Here is a 17,078-nt window from a genome sequence, read left to right on the forward strand (position 1 = left end):
TCTGTGAGATCATCGGTCGAAGTATGCATACGATTCGTCAGTACCTGAGGCTTCTGAAGAACTTTCATCCTGAACTAACGGTTGACGTCCCCGAAAAAGAAAAAAACCGGAGCTGAAAATTAACAACCGGATAATGATTATTGATAATACTAAACTTAGAAAGAAAAAGTGGGCGGACATTTGTCCTAATAGTAAGTAAGCTCTTTCAATTTTCATGGCTGAATCCACCTACCGAATAATTGTTCTTATTCGGTCCATCACTGCACTTAAAAAGTAGTTTCGATACCCCGAAACACGCCACTTCCGTTGGTCCCGGCGAAGATGACTCCGTCGGAATTAATGATAAGGCTTTTGATCTGAGTATTCGTCAAGCCCATATTTACTTCTGTCCAGCTGTCGCCGTTGTTTACCGACCAAAAAACTCCACTTTCTGTCCCGGCGAATATGCTGCTGTTGGAATATGCGGCAAGCGAATTAACAGAATAATCTGTTAAGCCCATATTAATTTCTGTCCAGCTGCTTCCGTTGTCTGTGGAGCGATAGACGCCGCTCTCTTCAGTCCCGGCAAATATATCGCCTCCCGAATTTATCTCAAGAGCAAGGATCGAAGATGCACTCGGTAATCCGGAACTGGACACTGACCAGCTGTTTCCGTTGTCCATTGAGCGAAATATGCCGTTATCAGTGCCGGCGAATACGTCACTGTCGGAATTAAATGCAAAAGAATTTACTCTAGTGCTCGTTAAGCCATTGTTTTGCTCTGTCCAGCTGTCGCCATTGTCCGATGATCGAAAAATACCGCTATTAAAAGTACCGGCAAATATGTTGCCGTTGGCATTTATGGCAAAGGTATTGATAGAAAAATTCGTCATGCCTACCTCTGTCCAATTATTGCCGTTATCCGTGGAGCGGAAGATGCCGTCCAACCGCGTTCCGGCGAATATGTCGCCGTCGGAATTTATGACAAGAGAAGTGATAGAAATGAGACCCAAATCAGTGTTTAATTCTGTCCAGTTATCGCCGTTGTTCGTGAAGCGAAAGATACTACGGCCAGCCCCCGCTAATAAATCACCGTTGGAGTTTATTGCAAAAGCAGAGACACGACCTCCAGAAGGACCATTTGTCTGATTCCAGATAATATTCTTCTGTTCTACCGGATCTTCTCCCGGACCGACCGGTTTCTCACTCTCGCATGTAATAACGGCAAGGGCAAGGAAAACTAAACAAATTCGCCTAACGATCTACCTCCAACTTTAAATTTGCACAGCTTGATATTAGACATGTACCAACCAATATAGGCGTAATTATTCTGAAATCAAGCGAGATTATCTCAAGGTCGAACACACACCATATGAAGGGGAAAAGCTGAAGGGAAAAGTACTCGGCGTTGTGAACGGCGGGAAGATCTATCTGAATCCACCTACCGAATAATTGTTCTTATTCGGTCCATCACTGCACTTAAAAAGTAGTTTCGATACCCCTAAATACACCACTTCCCACAGTTCCGGCGAATATGATTCCCTCGGAATTTATGATAAGACTTCTGACAAAAGTATTCGTCAAACCCATATTTACTTCTACCCAGTTATCACCGTTGTCCACCGACCAAAAAACTCCACTTTCTGTCCCAGCGAATATGCTGCTGTTGAAGTAACAATTTAAGATATAAGCCACTGCATTCAGTAACATATAACAGCTACTATCCGGTTGGTTTTATTTCAGATAAGCCGTATCTTCAACCGATTATTTTATGGGTGAAGATAAAAAACATACATATTTCTTTTCTGACGCGCACCTTGTTTCAGGCGGTTACCCGCAATTCCGCGAGCGAAACGACAAGGTAGTGGAATTTCTGAAATATGTCACAAAACACGGTAAACGGCTTTTTATCGTTGGCGATCTGTTCGATTTCTGGTTTGAATACAAACACTCCATCCCCCAGACAGACCCGCGGATTTTAGGGAATATTGCAGCTGCGGTAGATAACGGAGTCGAAGTCCATTACAGTTCGGGCAATCACGATCTCTGGCTCGGCAGATATATCAGTAACACGGTAGGCGCGCAAATCCACGACGGCGCTTACGAGCCGGAAATTGACGGAAAACGATTTTATATTGCGCACGGCGATGGACTGTTCAACAGAGACCGTGGTTACAGCATTATGAAAGCATTTTTTCGGAATCCCGTTGCAAAATTGTTATTCCGAGTACTTCATCCTGATATCGGGGCTAAGCTCGCTAAAATGTTCTCAAAAGCAAGTCATGATAATCCAATGTCCGTAACAAACAGCAATGAACGCAAGGATAAACTGAAAAATATTGCAAAAGAAAAGTTCAATGAAGGATTTGATTATGTGATTTTCGGACACATTCACGAGCCGGATGTCCTTAATGAAAATGGCCATACATATCTGAATCTCGGCGACTGGATGACGCATTTCACTTACGGAGTCTATGACGGCAAAGAATTACGGCTTTGTTATTGGAAGGGAACTCCCCAAGAGTAATTCCATAATAATCTTGACATAACTTGAAAAAGTTGTTACTTTACAATCACTTACACTGATTTTTATACGGAAAACAGGTGATTATTTTAGAGCATATGGGCAAATCGGCACACTTCAAGGAAATAATTCACTCAATTTTAGTGGTTATTCTCGCGTTCAGCTTGACCGGGTGTTTCCTATTTGGAGGCGGCGGAGGAGGAAGTCTGCGGAGTGAAGGGCAGGTTGATAAAGCTCTCGAGCGATTCCGGGACGGCAAAGAATCAGGACTTAAAGACCTGATACAAACTTTCCAGGACCCTGAAGTACCGACTCAGGTCAGGACGGCTGCGGCCGTTGCGCTTTCGCGGGCAGGTCATCCCGAAGCCAATCTCGCACTTATCAAGGGAATCGGCGAATTAGCAGATTTAGACTTGGAATTTTTCGCTTCAATCGCAAACGCTCTCGGAGCAACAGGTGACCCGAATGCGGTCAATGCGCTGAAAGAAGGTCTCTCCGCAAGCAGGAAAAGCTATGCCGCTCTGCGGGACGCATTCTTGCGGGCTATGCAGCAAACGAGTGACATCGGTTCAATCGAAGCCTTGATGGATGCGCTTCAATCAAGCAAAGAAGATTATTACAGTGTACAAAAAATCGTCTCGGAAACACTCGGCAGTCTCGGTGATGACAGAGTTGTTCCCGCTCTTATGGCAATCGCGAAAGATACTGATATGGATATCGCCGTCCGCAGCCACGCTGTTGATATTCTCGGAAAGAAAAATGACCCGAATTTGGTTCCCTTCCTCCTGGAAATGCTGAACGACCCGAGAAGCCAGGAACAGGTAAGAGATTTTGCCTTGCAGGCAGCGGCGGAAATAAAGGATTCTCAAATTATTCTACTACTATTAGAAGCTTTTCAGGCAGGACGACAGGAATATATGGCGCTTACCAGCGCGCTCACACAGGCGCTTGGAGAGTTGGGAGACGTGAGAGCAGCGCCGACTTTGGTGAAGATAGCGCGGGATAAAGACATAAATCCTATTGTGCGGCGTAACGCTATTGAAAATTTGCGGAATATCAACAATCCGAATGTGGTGGTTGACCTTATCGAACTTATGTATGACGTGGAAAACTATATTTTATATGATGTCGTTTACCGCACGGTGAAAGAATTGGGCGGAGACGAAGCTGTCAAAGCGCTAAGAGCCGCTTCCGCAGGCGCGCAGAGAGACGCTGTGGATAACCTGAAACGAAAAACGATTACGGGATTTTGATATGAAAGCAAAACTTCCTTCATCCAAATTCAGCCTCTTTCTTCTAATCTCACTTCTTCTCCCCGGATGCGGATTACTCGGTACGGGTGGCGGAGACGACAAGAAGAAAGAAGAACCGGTTGCCGTTCAGGTTGCCGACGAGCCGGTTTCGCCGACTACGAGCGCTGCTAAAGGCGATTTTGCAACGAAACGACAATTCTTTGAACTTGGTAAAGACATTACCGCTCTCAGAACCGAGATGGCGAGAATTAAAAGCGACATCAACGCATATTCCAAAACTCCTTCGGCTATCCGTGAGACAGAAGCAGGATTCGGATTTCTCGAATCCGGAGAAATTACTCATAAAGTTACGCTGAGTAACGGCACCGTAGTTTATGGCAAAATCTCAAGAGAAACTTTAGATCAGATAATACTTATCACTCAAATAGGTACTCTTACTATTGACAGGCGGCAGATACGCGATATCGCTCCGGCGGAATCACCGAAAGCGGAATGCCAGATCGTGGGCGACCCGGGCGCATTGGAAACAAGAGTTTATCAGGACAGGAGAGTTTATACCGGTTACGTTAAAAATATCGGCGCGAGAAGGGCTGATTTTGTTCTTATCAAAATCAAACTTGCAAGGGACGACACCCGGATTGTAGCGGTTGACTCTGCCTATGTAGATGGAATCAATACTAAATTTCAGACAGGCGTTGTCTCAGATACTTCAATAAAACCCGATGAATCTGCTCCGTTCAGCGTGACCGTTTATCTCCCGCCGGACCCCGACGTGGCGTATTACACTGCTGAAGTCCATTGGAAAGAATACGACTGATAATCTAATAGTTTCTTAGATTCAAATTCGCACTGCGTTTAGGCTCATCAACTGTACCATAATTGCGGAGCGCGCGTTCTTTGAATTAATGTGCAGTCAGGACCGCTACCTCTCCCCTTGAGGGGAGTGTCCGGCAACTGCCGGACGAGGGATGTGACTGTCAAATAATAGATAATGTTTTATAGGCAATATGAATCACACCTTCCGTCACTTCGTGACACCTCCCTCGAGGGAGGAAGTTAATGAGGCGGGGCAAGACATGATTTTCCCTCATTATGAAGGAGGGGATAAAAGGGGTGGTTGGTTTTTATTGTGCGAGTCAGGACTACTGCTGTTAACTCATCAGCTGAACCATAATAGCGTTCTGAGCGTGCATCCTGTTTTCCGCCTGGTCGAATACTATTGAATTCGGACCGTCCATTACATCGTCCGTTATCTCATCTCCCCTGTGCGCCGGCAAGCAGTGCATTACCAATGTTGACGGTTTGGCATTCGACATAAGCTCGGAATTCAGCTGAAACGGCTGGAACTTTTCGGCCCTGTCAGCGCTTTCGGATTCCTGACCCATACTTGCCCAAACATCCGTATAAACTACGTCAGCGTCTCTGACAGCATCCACAGGGTCGTGCGTGATTTCAAGAGAGCTTAATCCTGCTTCCTCCGCTCTCGACCATGTCTCGGAATCGGGGCCGAACCCTTCCGGTCCCGCAAGAACAAAGTGCATCGGAATTTTAGAAGCGAGATTCACCCACGAATTTGCCACATTATTACCGTCACCGATAAACGCCACTTTTAAGTCGCTGAGATCGCCACGATGTTCTTTCACGGTAAGAATATCTCCCATAATCTGACACGGATGGTTATAGTCCGTCAAACCGTTTATGACAGGAATTGAAGCATATTCGGCTAATTCGAGCATATGGTCGTGAGAAAACAAGCGCGCCATTATCCCATCGTTATAACGCGAAATAACTCTCGCTATATCCTTCACTGCTTCACGCTTTCCTATGCTTATATCGTTCGGCGACAGATACAGAGCGTATCCGCCTAACTTTTTTATTCCCGTTTCAAATGAAATTCGTGTCCTTGCGGAAGGCTTGGCGAATATCATTGATAAGGTCTTCCCCTCAAGTGGCTTATAGTTTTCTCCCGCTTTCAGCTTAGCCTTGATTTCAACAGCCAAATCAAGCGTCTCATGGATCTCATCAGCTGAGAGGTCGTATATGGATATAAAATTATCCTTCATTTATGCTCCGGAAATTTCGTTTTACAGATTTAGAGTATATAGCGTGTGAGGTCTTCGTCTTCCACAATTTCTGATAACGTATCGCTCACCATCTTCTTAGTAATATTAATATTTTTCACTTTTTTGTTCGGCAGATCGAATAATATCTCTTCTAAAAGCTTTGACATTATAGTGTGTAATCTTCTTGCGCCGATGTTTTCCATCTTATTATTTACGATTGCAGCAATTTTCGCTATCTCTTTAATCGCGCTTTTCTGAAAGGTAATATTGACGCTTTCAGTATTAACAAGCGCCACGTATTGTTTGATAAGCGCATTTTCCGGCTCCACCAATATTCGTTCAAAATCTTCTTCATTCAGAGAATCGAGCTCGACTCTGATGGGAAACCGACCCTGAAGTTCAGGTATCATATCTGACGGTCTCGATGTATGAAACGCTCCTGCCGCTATAAACAGAATATGCGTCGTATCCACAACGCCGTACTTTGTGACCACAGTGGAGCCTTCTATGACGGGCAGCAAATCTCTCTGAACACCTTCCCGTGAGACGTCCGGTCCTGCCGACTCACTGCTGTTGCCGATTATTTTATCAATCTCATCAATGAATATAATCCCGGATTCCATTACTCTTTTAAGCGATTCCTGAATAATATTGTCCATATCAACAAGTTTCTGCGCTTCTTCCTCAATAAGGATTTTTCGAGCCTCGCTAATAGAGGTGCGCCGCATTTTCCTCTTCTTCGGTACCATACCGCCGAACATATCCTGTAAATTCAAGCCCATTTCTTCAAGACCCATAGGAGTGAAAACCTGCATTATGGGAGCAGTGTTATCCGGAACATCCAATTCTACTTTTCGATCCTCCATCTCCCCTCTTTCCAACAAGTTTTCGAAATGCTTCCGCGTTTTTTCCCGGCGTTCTTCCCGCGCTTCATTTACCTCAGTGTCGGTATCGGATTTTTCCAAATGTGGAAGCGGAATCAGAAAATCGAGAAGACGCTCATTTGCCATTTTCTCAGCCTCATCTCTGACTTCCGCTGTCTTTTCCTTTTTGAGCATAGTGACGGCAATATCTGTAAGGTCCCGAATCATCGATTCCACATCCCGACCGACGTAGCCTACCTCAGTGAATTTAGAAGCCTCAACTTTAATAAACGGAGCTTGAGAAAGGTTTGCCAATCTGCGCGCTATCTCTGTTTTCCCGATACCGGTTGATCCGATCAGGATGATATTATTAGGAATTATCTCCTCTTTAATATCGCCTTCAACCTGCTGCCTGCGCCACCGATTTCTGAGGGCAATCGCTACTAATTTCTTCGCATCATCCTGCCCTATTATATATTTATCCAACTCCTTAACAATTTGTTTAGGAGTCAGGTCTTTTGTTTTACTCAATATCAGAGTATCTCCACATTAATATTATCGTTTGTAAATATGCATATATCCGAGGTTATCTTCAGAGAGTTCCTAACTATCTCTTCGGCGGAAAGCTTCGTGTATTTTATCATAGCCCTTGCCGCTGCCGTGGCATATGGTCCACCCGAACCGATAGAGATGACTTCATCGTCAGGCTCCAAAACATCGCCGTTACCGGAAATTATCAGCGACGTTTTCTTGTCCATAACAACCAGGAGAGCTTCCAACCTGCGAAGCATTTTATCTGTTCGCCAATCTCGAGCCAATTCCACAGCGGATTTGAGCAGATTACCGTTAAATTCGTTGAGCTTTGATTCAAATTTATCGAATAAAGCCATAGCATCCGCAGAAGCGCCGGCAAAACCCGCTATCACGCTTCCCTCGTATAACCTTCGTATCTTCTGAGCGCCGTGTTTCATTACGATATCATCTAACGTCACCTGACCGTCACCACCCAACGCCACAAGGTTCTTCCGACGAACGCCGATTATTGTAGTCGAACGCCAGACTCCCTCTTTCCTATTCATATTTCGCTTTCCTTATCTTCCGCTGACACCTTTCAGGTATTTGAGAAATTCGTTGTCGCTACCGAGAATTAGAGATGTCTTACTGTCGATAGCAATTCGATATGTCTCGAGCGATTTCGTGAAGGCATAAAATTCAGGGTCGCGATTATAGGCTCTCGCATAGATGGCGGATGCCTCTGCATCCGCTTTGCCCCGGATAGTCAGCGCTTGCTTATTCGCTTCGGAGATGATGAGACTCAGCTCAAATTCTTTATCTCCGAGTATTTTCGATTTCTCTCCCTCTCCGAGAGAGCGAAAACGAGCAGCGATCTGTAGTCTTTCAGCTCTCATCCGCTCATAGACCTTTTGGCGCACACTTTCCACATAGTTGACCCCTTTTATCCTCACATCCACCAAATTTATCCCAAGTGATTTTGCGTTATCTTTGGCGCGTTTGAGAATATCGCCGGCAATTGCGCCTCTACCTTTATTAACTTCCTGAGTTTCGAGAACCGAACGAACTTCATTACCATCTTCGTCAATTCCTGTCGTAACAATCTCTCGGTTTGAACTTCTCACAAGCTCGATGAGAGTATTATCTGCAATAAAATCCTTTACAGCTCCCTCAATGAAATTATCCAATCTGGCCTGAGCCACCAATTCGTTTCCCTCCACCGACTGCAGGTACAACAACGGATCCGCTATTTTCCAGCGTGCTGTTGTATCGATATAAATGCTCACCTTGTCAAGGGTAGTCAGCGACCTGGGTCTGCCGTCCCACTCGAGCAACCGCTTATCAAAGATTCTTGCTTCTTGTATGAATGGAATTTTGAAGTGCAGCCCGGGTTCAGTGTAAACTTTTACCGGGTTACCAAGTTGTATTATTACCGCCTGTTGAGTCGGGTCTAATACAAAAGTTGATGCAGAAAATATCATAAATCCGACAACGGCTAATATTACTATTATTTTTAATTTCATTATTGACCTCCCTTCCTTTGATTGAGATCAAGTAATTTCAGTATTCCGGAATCATTGCTCTCTATTATCCATTTCTTCTCTATTCTGGGCAGTATATATCCCATAGTTTCCAGGTACATTCGCCGCTTGGTTACGACTTTTGCTTTTACATATTCATTATGCATCGAAATAAACCGGTTTGCTTCTCCTGTGGCTACATTAATTCTTCCCACAGCGTAAGCTTCCGCCTCTCTGACTTGCCGTTCAGCCTGTCCTTTTGCCTGAGGCACAGCTTCGTTATACTCTCTACGGGCTTCCTGTACCAGCCTATCCATATCCTGCGTGGCAGCGTTTACCTCATCAAAAGCAGGTTTAACGCTGGGAGGAGGATCAACATCCTGAAGATTTACGGATACTATCTGAATACCAATGTCGTAGGAATCGAGTATACTTTGCATCAAGGATTGAACTTCATCGTTTATCTCTCCCCTGCCGAACGTCAAAATCTCGTCCACGCTCCTATCGCCCACAACCTGACGCATAGCAACTTCCGATATGTCTCTTATTGTTCCATCTACACTGCGAACGTTGAAAAGAAACGCTATAGGATCTTTAATCTGATATTGTACGATCCAGTTCACTACCGCGCTGTTCAGATCACCTGTAAGCATTAAAGATTCATCGCCGTGTCCCGCTTTTGTAATTGTAGATTGCACTCCCGGTCTAACAGTTCTAAATCCGAATTCATGCGTAAATCTTTTTCTGATCTTGGGTTTCTTTACATCTTCAATACCGAAAGGCATTTTGATGTGTAGTCCACTCGATTCAGTCCTCACGTATTTCCCGAATCGCATCACAACACCGACTTCATCCGGTCCGACGCTGTAAAACATCGAAAACACAAGAATCAAAGCAATCAATCCTCCGACTACTCCAACCATACCGGATACCGGCAATTTAGGGATCACAAATTCTTCTCCCCCAATATTCACTTTTTTGTATTCCATTGTTATTTTACTCCTATTTTTCTTCTTAATCGAGCCACGGGTATTCCCATGACCTCTCTGTATTTTGCCACGGTTCTGCGCGCGACGTTAAATCCTTCCGAAGCCAATATTTTTGTTAATTTATCGTCGCTAAGTGGCTTTTTTTCCGATTCATCTTCAATCAATTCTTTCAATCTAATTTTTATATTACTTGTGGAAACGATTTTACCGTCACTCCGTTCAAGCCCTTCACTAAAAAAATGTTTCAGAGGAAAAACACCGTGGTCTGTCTGCACGTATTTTCCGTCTGTGGCGCGACTTACCGTTGAATGATCCATTTTGATGTCTTCCGCTATATCTTTTTGGATCATCGGTTTTAAATGACCCTGACCCAACTTAAACCAGTCCAATTGCCTGCTCACAATCGCTTCCATAACCCTTATCATCGTTAATTTTCTCTGATAAATGGATGCGATAAGCCATCGCGCGGATTCCATTTTCTTTCTCAGATAATTTCGGGTTTCTTTATCCGTGTTTTTTCTATCCTCTATCATTGACTTATAATGCTCACTGATTTTTAATTCCGGAAGATTAAAATCGTTCAGCAAAACGGTTAACTCACCGTTTTTGCTTTCCACAATAAAATCAGGAATGACATAATCTAATTTCTGATCGGAAAATATTAATCCCGGTTTGGGATTGAGATTTGAAATAACATCGTTTACATCACTTATATCTTGCATTGTGATATCAATTTCACGCATAATTTTTTCAAATCGTTTATTTGCAAAATGGTCGAAATAGTCCTTAACAATGGTAAGCGCATATCCGTTTTCGTTTTTCTCCTCCAACTGCGCAAGTAAGCATTCTCTTAGGGTGGTTGCTCCGACACCAGCAGGATTTAATTTCAATATACGGGCTTGGACGCTGCGTATCATACCAATATCGCTTTCCGTCAATTCGGCAATATCTTCGAGTGAAGCTGTAAGATATCCATTAGAATCAAGGTTCCATATGATCTCTTCTCCGATTTTTAATTCCATTTCACCTAAATCGAGCTCACGGAATTGATCTAACAGGTATTCTTTAAAAGACTTTCGTGCGATTTGCGGGACTTCATATTCTTCAATGTTTTTATCTACAGGCGCTTTATGCGTGTAGTTATCATCGTTATCGAAGAAATCTTCAACGTCAAATTCATCGTCATTTTCAGTTTCATCCGTTTCTACTTCTAAAGCAGGATCGGTGATCTCATCAAGTTCAAGAACCGGATTCATCTCAAGTTCGTTATGAATTCTGAGTTCGAGAGCCTGAATTTGAAGCTGTAGAAGACTTGACAGCAGAATTTGCTGAGGTGATTGAACTAGCTTTAAACTTTGAGTTTGTCTAAGTTCTAACACGGTTACCTGTCCAACCTAAATTTATCACCGAGATAAAGTTTTCTTGCATCAGGATCATCGGCGAGAAACTCGCTGGTTCCCTCTGTAAATATTTTTCCCTCATACAATAAATATGCTCTGTCCGTAATGGAAAGCGTTTCATGTACATTGTGGTCCGTAATTAAAACTCCTATTCCTCGCTTTTTCAGGTCTAAGACTATATTTTGAATTTCCTCTACCGCAATCGGGTCAATTCCTGAAAATGGTTCATCAAGTAAGATAAAATCAGGTTCGGTCAGCAGAGCGCGGCATATTTCGGTACGTCTCCTTTCACCGCCTGAAAGCTGATAACCTTTTTGTTTCCTGATGTGAGTGATGGACAGGTCATTAAGATAACGCTCAATTCTGATGGAAATTTCTTTTGATGACAGCTTCATTGTTTCGAGGATCAATCTCAAATTATCTTCTACGGAGAGGCGACGGAATACCGATGGTTCCTGCGACAAATACCCTATTCCCAACCGCGCTCTTTTATACATCGGCATAGATGTTATGTTCTGTTTTTCGAGATATACTTGGCCGCTGTTAGGTTGTATCATCCCTGTAATAATATAAAAAGTTGTGGTTTTTCCCGCGCCGTTCGGGCCTAAGAGTCCCACTATTTCACCCTTATTCACTTCGAGACTCACTCCTTTTACTACCTCTTTATTCCCGTAGTGCTTATACAGTCCTTTGACGCCAAGTGTCTTTGAAAAACTAAATTTCGTCATCTTTACCCACTAATCTCGTAGTTTTCCCCTTCGGCTTTTTTATTGTCCAGCTATTCAGCGCGGCATCTGATTCGAATCCGACACCGTATAATGTATCCGTTCCTGTAGTTATCATAACGTCCAGTTCAGAAAATATTTTTTGGCGTCTATTGCTCCAAAGAAGTTTTTCTGTGTGAAGAGTTTCTCCGCTGTCAGAAACAACCACCACATTCCCGGTTGCCGTTAAGTCGTTTAATCTTTCATTTACTTCACCTGCATCAGCCGTAAGTTGAGATGTATGAATATCTTGATCGTTGAAAAAATCCACTGTTAATCCTTCATCCATAATCAATACATTCTTTTTATCGAATTTGATAATATGACCTGCTTTGACCAGAGCGATTTTCCTTCCGCTTGAGGTCAATATGATCTGCGTATTCCATGATTCCTGGTCTGGCATAAGCTCGGTTTCCGAATCGGTTATTTCCTCCTCCTCACGCTGATTATCACAAGCCGTAACTATACTTAAAATTGCTAAAATTGTTAAAATCTTATATAGCTGCGGGATTCGCATTTATTTTATTCCCGCTTCAAGCAAATCATGAAGGTGGAGCATACCAATAGGCTTGTTATCATCATCTACAACTATGATCTGAAGGATATTATGTTGTTCGAGAATCGCCAGAGCTTCCACAGCTAATGATTCAGGCGCTGCTACTTTCGGACTTACGGACATAGCGTCCGATGCTTTGGTCTTTAGGATTCCTTCGCCTTTTTCCAGTTCACGCCTGAGATCGCCTTCTGTTACCAATCCTTTCAGAATGCCATCGGAGTCTACGATACAAACCGCGCCAAATCGTTTATGGTTCATCTCAAGAATTACATCGCTGAAAAGCGAATCTTCTTTCAGGAGGGGAAGCTGATCGCCGGAATACATCAAGTCTGATACGGTTGTGAGAAGTTTTTTGCCGAGATTTCCGCCCGGATGTATCGAGGCAAAATCTTCCATTGTAAATCCACGCCGTTCAAGGAGAGCCACCGCGAGAGCATCGCCTAATACCATAGCCGCTGTGCTGCTTGCGGTGGGAGCGAGATCATGCGGACAGGCTTCTTCTTTTACGCTGGCATCCAAAACCACATCAGAAATGCGCGCAAGCGGTGAATCCAATTTTCCTGTTATAGTTATTATTTTTACGCCAATATTTTTCAACGGAGGCACAAGCGCGTTAAGTTCTTCGGTGTTACCGCTTTTCGTCACAATCAAAATTACGTCTTCTTCCCTGACGACTCCAAGATCGCCGTGAAGTCCCTCGGCGGCATGGATGAAAAACGCCGAGGTGCCGGTACTTGCGAGAGTCGCTGCAATTTTTCGCGCAACAAGTCCGCTTTTTCCTACGCCGCTCACAATAACTCTTCCCTTGCAGTGATACACCATCTCCACGGCCTGGGCAAATTTTTCGTCAATCCGTTCGCCGAGAGAGGCAACCGCATCTGCTTCCACCCTGATAACTTCTTTCGCTTTTTCTATCATCAGCTTCGAATTCATCAGTTTTCCTCTTCAACAGTGTATGATGCTATTTCGCTGATTACCCGGTTAAGCTTACCCTGCGCTTTAAGCAGCAAATCAGTCGTTTCCCGTACTGCTCCGTGGCCACCTTTTCTTTCGGTCACATAATCAGCGGCGTCAGTTACCAGAGGATTTCCATCTGCCGGAGAAACGCTGAATCCTACTTTTTTAAAAATCGGGAGGTCAAGAATATCATCTCCGATGTGTAAAATCTCTTCATCAGACAAGTTATGTTCCGATTTTATCTCTTCATAAGCAATCATCTTGTCCATATAACCCTGATACACTCCATCAAATTTCAGTTCCTCACCGCGTTTTGCCACTGATTGGGACGTTCTGCCCGTAAGTATAAAGACTTTTATTCCGGCTCTTTTTGTCATACTGATTCCCATGCCGTCCTTAGCGTCAAATCGCTTAAATTCCTGTCCATCTGTCCCAAGAATTATACCGCCGTCGGTCATTACTCCGTCAATATCCGTAATAAGCGCTCTGATTTTTTTCAGCGCTTCAATTTGTGAGGAATCGATCATAATTGCTCGAAACCCCTTGTGAGATCATGAACAGATTTCAGCTGCGCCACTAACGGTTCAAGATCGTCCAACCGCCATTGACTCGACGCATCACAAAGCGCTTCCGGCGGATTCGGATGAGCTTCTATGAAAACAGCGTCAACACCCGCAGCCACTCCTGCTCTTCCCAGAGTCGGTATGAATTCGGGCGTACCGCCTTTCGGGTCTTTCGATGGAATTCCATAGACACGAACGGAATGGGTAACGTCAAACACCACCGGATATCCTAAATTCCTCATTATTTGAAACGCTCTCATATCCACCACAAGATTCTTATAGCCGAACGAAACTCCACGCTCGGTAAGAATTATATTAGTGTTTCCTTCTTCTTCGATCTTTTGGATTACATTCTTGATATTCTCGGGAGCGATAAATTGCCCCTTTTTAATATTCACCGCTTTTGCTCGTCTGGCAACTTCAAGAGTCAGTTCGGTTTGCATACATAGGTAAGCGGGTATCTGCACTACATCAAGCACATCAGCCGCGGCAGCAACCTGTTCGATGCTGTGCACATCCGATAACAGGGGAAGACCGTACCTTTTTTTGACTTCCGAAAGTATCCGTAATCCTTCTTTCAAGCCGGGTCCCTGATAGGATTTCGAGGAAGAACGGTTGTCCTTCAGATAAGATGACTTATATATAATCGGAATTTTCAGAGATTCGGATATTTCCGCCAATTTTTCGGCGGTTGAGAACGCAATCTCCTCAGACTCAATAACGCACGGCCCGGCGATAAGGAGCAAACCCTCATTTCCACCGACTCTGATTCCGTCTATTTCCACAATCTTCGTCATATTACTTTTTTCCGGAAAGTTTCTGTTTTTTAACCGCTTTTACGAAATCTCTAAAGAGAGGATGAGTATCGAACACTCTCGATTTCAGTTCGGGATGAAATTGAGTTCCGACGAACCATGGATGATCCTTAATCTCAATAATTTCCGTTAGATTATCTCTTTCATTTATTCCGGAAAGAACCATACCCGCCTTCTCTAACCGCGCTTTATATTTATTGTTCAATTCATACCTGTGGCGGTGTCTCTCACTGATTTTTTTTCTACGGTAAGCTTTAGAGACGTTTGTGCCCGGTTTAAGTGTGCAGGGATATGCGCCTAACCGCATTGTTCCGCCTTTATTTTTTATACCCCTTTGATTCGCCATTATATCTATTATTGGAAAAGGGGTCTTGCGATTGAATTCTCTACTGTTAGCTTTGTCCAAACCGCAAACGTTACGCGCAAATTCTATCACGGCGCATTGCATTCCGAGACAAATCCCCAAAAACGGTATTTTATTTTCCCGGGCATATTTGGCAGCCTTTATTTTTCCCTCGACGCCCCGTTTACCGAAACCCGGCGGTATGAGGATACCATCCACTTTACCGAGTAATTTATCTTCATTACCTGAAATCTTCTGAGTATCCACCCATTTAATGTCAACATTGACCGAATTATCAACTCCGGCGTGAACAAACGCTTCAAGAATGCTTTTGTACGCATCGGCAAGTTTATTGTATTTCCCGCATACGGCGATAGTTACACTACCTTCAGGATTATTTAATTTATTTAAAAAATCTTCCCAGTCGGAAAAGTCAACTTTTGCTTTGGACAGACCAAGTTTCTCCGAAAGTAACTCACCAACTCCCGCGTTATTATATCGCAAAGGAATCTCATAAATGCTCTTAACGTCCCTCGCTTCAATGACGGACTTCGGCGTTACATTACAGAAAAGTGAGAGTTTGTCTCTGATACTTTTATCAAGTTTAGTTCCGGTTCTACAGAGGAGAATATCAGGCTGCAATCCGATTTCTCTTAATCGCATTACTGAATGTTGAGTCGGTTTTGTTTTCGATTCTTTTGAACTTTCAATATAAGGAATAAGGGTGAGATGAATGATAAAGGTGTTATCTTTTCCCTCTTGAATACAAAATTGGCGTATCGCTTCCAGGAAAGGCAGGCTTTCGATATCGCCCACTGTGCCACCCACTTCGGTTATCACAACATCAAATTTTTTCCCATTTCCCGATAGTCGTTTAATGGCATTTTTTATCTCGTCCGTAATGTGGGGGATCACCTGCACTGTCGCTCCGAGATAATCTCCTCTCCGTTCTTTGGTTATCACCGAGTTATAAACTTGCCCTGTAGTCAAATTATTCATCCGCGTCATATTCGTATGAATAAATCGTTCGTAATGGCCAAGGTCTAAATCGGTTTCTGCGCCGTCATCAGTTACATACACTTCTCCATGCTGATAAGGAGACATCGTGCCCGGATCGATATTTATGTAAGGATCGAATTTCTGTATCGTGACCGATAGTCCCTTTGCTTTTAATATCGCTCCCACAGAGGCAGCGGCGATTCCTTTGCCAAGCCCCGATATTACTCCACCGGTGAAAAAAATGTATTTGGTATTCTTTGCCACTAACCTTCCGCCCTTTCCATCATTAAATTATTCGCCCGCTCTAAATCGGCTTCCGTATCAATCGGAAACGCATGATAATTTGTTTCAACAAGATTTATTTTATAGCCGTGTTCAATTACTCGAAGTTGTTCAAGGCTTTCCGAAATCTCACGTGGTGTTCGCTCCAGGGCAATATATTTCATCAGAAATTCGTGCGTATATCCGTAAATTCCAATATGAATCCACTCATCAGAAATTTGGCTGCGGCTAAAATTCAACGCATTCCAATTCTCGTCCATCACAACTTTCACGATATTCGGATTCGACAGATCATCGTCCTTATCCGACTTTCTCACAGGAGTGGACATAACAACGTTCGGCTCTTCGAACGACCTCACGATGTCATCGATAATAGAGGATTCTATGAACGGTTCATCACCCTGAATATTCACTACCACATCAACATTCATATTTCTTACAGCCGCACCGACCCTATCACTGCCGCTCTCTGAATCTGAGGGAGTCATAACCGCCTTACCGCCGAAATCTCTTACCGCCTGAATTATCCTTTCGTCATCTGTAGCGACTATCAATTCATCGAGAGTTTGCGCTTGATTTGCGCTTTCCCAAACGTGCTGAATCATAGGTTTGTTGCCTATAAGCGCCAAAGGCTTACCCGGAAGTCTTTTTGAACCATATCTTGCGGGTATGACTCCAACAGAATGCATTAAACC

At 43.7% G+C, this 17,078-nt stretch carries 18 protein-coding genes; 3 read left to right on the forward strand and 15 right to left on the reverse strand.

Annotated features, from left to right (window positions below; translation table 11 throughout):
* Nucleotides 1–266: 266 nt before the first annotated feature.
* Together IIB39_03680 and IIB39_03685 are read right to left on the reverse strand one after the other, a co-directional pair.
* Nucleotides 267–992, reverse strand: coding sequence for a hypothetical protein (locus tag IIB39_03680; GenBank protein MCH8927797.1), 726 nt, complete (start codon nt 990–992; stop codon nt 267–269).
* A gap of 466 nt (nt 993–1,458) precedes the next feature.
* Complete coding sequence (locus tag IIB39_03685; protein ID MCH8927798.1) at nt 1,459–1,689, reverse strand: hypothetical protein; 231 nt, start codon at nt 1,687–1,689, stop codon at nt 1,459–1,461.
* 61 nt (nt 1,690–1,750) lie between these two features.
* Here IIB39_03685 and IIB39_03690 point away from each other — a divergent pair, with 61 nt between their 5' ends.
* From IIB39_03690 to IIB39_03700, 3 genes are all read left to right on the forward strand, one after another.
* Nucleotides 1,751–2,506, forward strand: a complete 756-nt coding sequence (locus IIB39_03690) for a UDP-2,3-diacylglucosamine diphosphatase (GenBank protein ID MCH8927799.1) — start codon at nt 1,751–1,753, stop codon at nt 2,504–2,506.
* 77 nt (nt 2,507–2,583) lie between these two features.
* The gene (locus tag IIB39_03695) at nt 2,584–3,756 is read left to right on the forward strand and encodes a HEAT repeat domain-containing protein (GenBank protein ID MCH8927800.1); all 1,173 of its coding nucleotides are present in this window, start codon (nt 2,584–2,586) and stop codon (nt 3,754–3,756) included.
* 1 nt (nt 3,757) lies between these two features.
* Nucleotides 3,758–4,573, forward strand: a complete 816-nt coding sequence (locus IIB39_03700) for a hypothetical protein (GenBank protein MCH8927801.1) — start codon at nt 3,758–3,760, stop codon at nt 4,571–4,573.
* Between the two features lie 334 nt (nt 4,574–4,907).
* Here IIB39_03700 and argF read toward each other — a convergent pair whose 3' ends face one another.
* From argF to kdsB, 13 genes are read right to left on the reverse strand one after another with little or no spacing between them, the layout of a single operon-like run.
* Nucleotides 4,908–5,819: an ornithine carbamoyltransferase gene (gene argF / locus IIB39_03705; protein MCH8927802.1), complete on the reverse strand. Its 912-nt coding sequence runs from the start codon at nt 5,817–5,819 to the stop codon at nt 4,908–4,910.
* Nucleotides 5,820–5,848: 29 nt separating this feature from the next.
* Nucleotides 5,849–7,213: an ATP-dependent protease ATPase subunit HslU gene (gene hslU / locus IIB39_03710; protein ID MCH8927803.1), complete on the reverse strand. Its 1,365-nt coding sequence runs from the start codon at nt 7,211–7,213 to the stop codon at nt 5,849–5,851.
* Nucleotides 7,214–7,215: 2 nt separating this feature from the next.
* Complete coding sequence (gene hslV / locus IIB39_03715) at nt 7,216–7,761, reverse strand: ATP-dependent protease subunit HslV (protein MCH8927804.1); 546 nt, start codon at nt 7,759–7,761, stop codon at nt 7,216–7,218.
* 12 nt (nt 7,762–7,773) lie between these two features.
* On the reverse strand, nt 7,774–8,718 hold the full coding sequence (hflC, locus tag IIB39_03720; protein ID MCH8927805.1) for a protease modulator HflC: 945 nt from the start codon (nt 8,716–8,718) through the stop codon (nt 7,774–7,776).
* Nucleotides 8,718–9,704: an FtsH protease activity modulator HflK gene (gene hflK / locus IIB39_03725; protein ID MCH8927806.1), complete on the reverse strand. Its 987-nt coding sequence runs from the start codon at nt 9,702–9,704 to the stop codon at nt 8,718–8,720. Before hflK ends, hflC begins: the two co-directional genes overlap by 1 nt.
* Nucleotides 9,705–9,706: 2 nt before the next feature.
* Entirely contained in the window at nt 9,707–11,083 is a 1,377-nt protein-coding gene (rpoN, locus tag IIB39_03730) for an RNA polymerase factor sigma-54 (protein MCH8927807.1), read from the reverse strand.
* A gap of 2 nt (nt 11,084–11,085) precedes the next feature.
* Nucleotides 11,086–11,832 (reverse strand): LPS export ABC transporter ATP-binding protein, encoded by a 747-nt coding sequence (gene lptB, locus IIB39_03735; GenBank protein MCH8927808.1) that lies wholly within the window; start codon nt 11,830–11,832, stop codon nt 11,086–11,088.
* A complete protein-coding gene (gene lptC, locus IIB39_03740; GenBank protein ID MCH8927809.1) occupies nt 11,819–12,385 on the reverse strand; it encodes an LPS export ABC transporter periplasmic protein LptC in 567 nt (188 codons plus the stop codon). Before lptC ends, lptB begins: the two co-directional genes overlap by 14 nt.
* Nucleotides 12,386–13,357, reverse strand: coding sequence for a KpsF/GutQ family sugar-phosphate isomerase (locus tag IIB39_03745; protein ID MCH8927810.1), 972 nt, complete (start codon nt 13,355–13,357; stop codon nt 12,386–12,388).
* Nucleotides 13,357–13,908, reverse strand: coding sequence for an HAD hydrolase family protein (locus IIB39_03750; protein MCH8927811.1), 552 nt, complete (start codon nt 13,906–13,908; stop codon nt 13,357–13,359). The genes IIB39_03745 and IIB39_03750 overlap by 1 nt, the downstream gene beginning before the upstream one ends.
* Entirely contained in the window at nt 13,905–14,741 is an 837-nt protein-coding gene (gene kdsA, locus IIB39_03755; protein ID MCH8927812.1) for a 3-deoxy-8-phosphooctulonate synthase, read from the reverse strand. Before kdsA ends, IIB39_03750 begins: the two co-directional genes overlap by 4 nt.
* Nucleotide 14,742: 1 nt before the next feature.
* A complete protein-coding gene (locus IIB39_03760; protein ID MCH8927813.1) occupies nt 14,743–16,365 on the reverse strand; it encodes a CTP synthase in 1,623 nt (540 codons plus the stop codon).
* Complete coding sequence (gene kdsB, locus IIB39_03765; GenBank protein ID MCH8927814.1) at nt 16,365–17,072, reverse strand: 3-deoxy-manno-octulosonate cytidylyltransferase; 708 nt, start codon at nt 17,070–17,072, stop codon at nt 16,365–16,367. Before kdsB ends, IIB39_03760 begins: the two co-directional genes overlap by 1 nt.
* Between the last annotated feature and the right edge of the window lie 6 nt (nt 17,073–17,078).

This window comes from Candidatus Neomarinimicrobiota bacterium, from assembly GCA_022573815.1.
Taxonomy (GTDB): Bacteria; Fidelibacterota; SORT01; order SORT01; family SORT01; genus JACZTG01.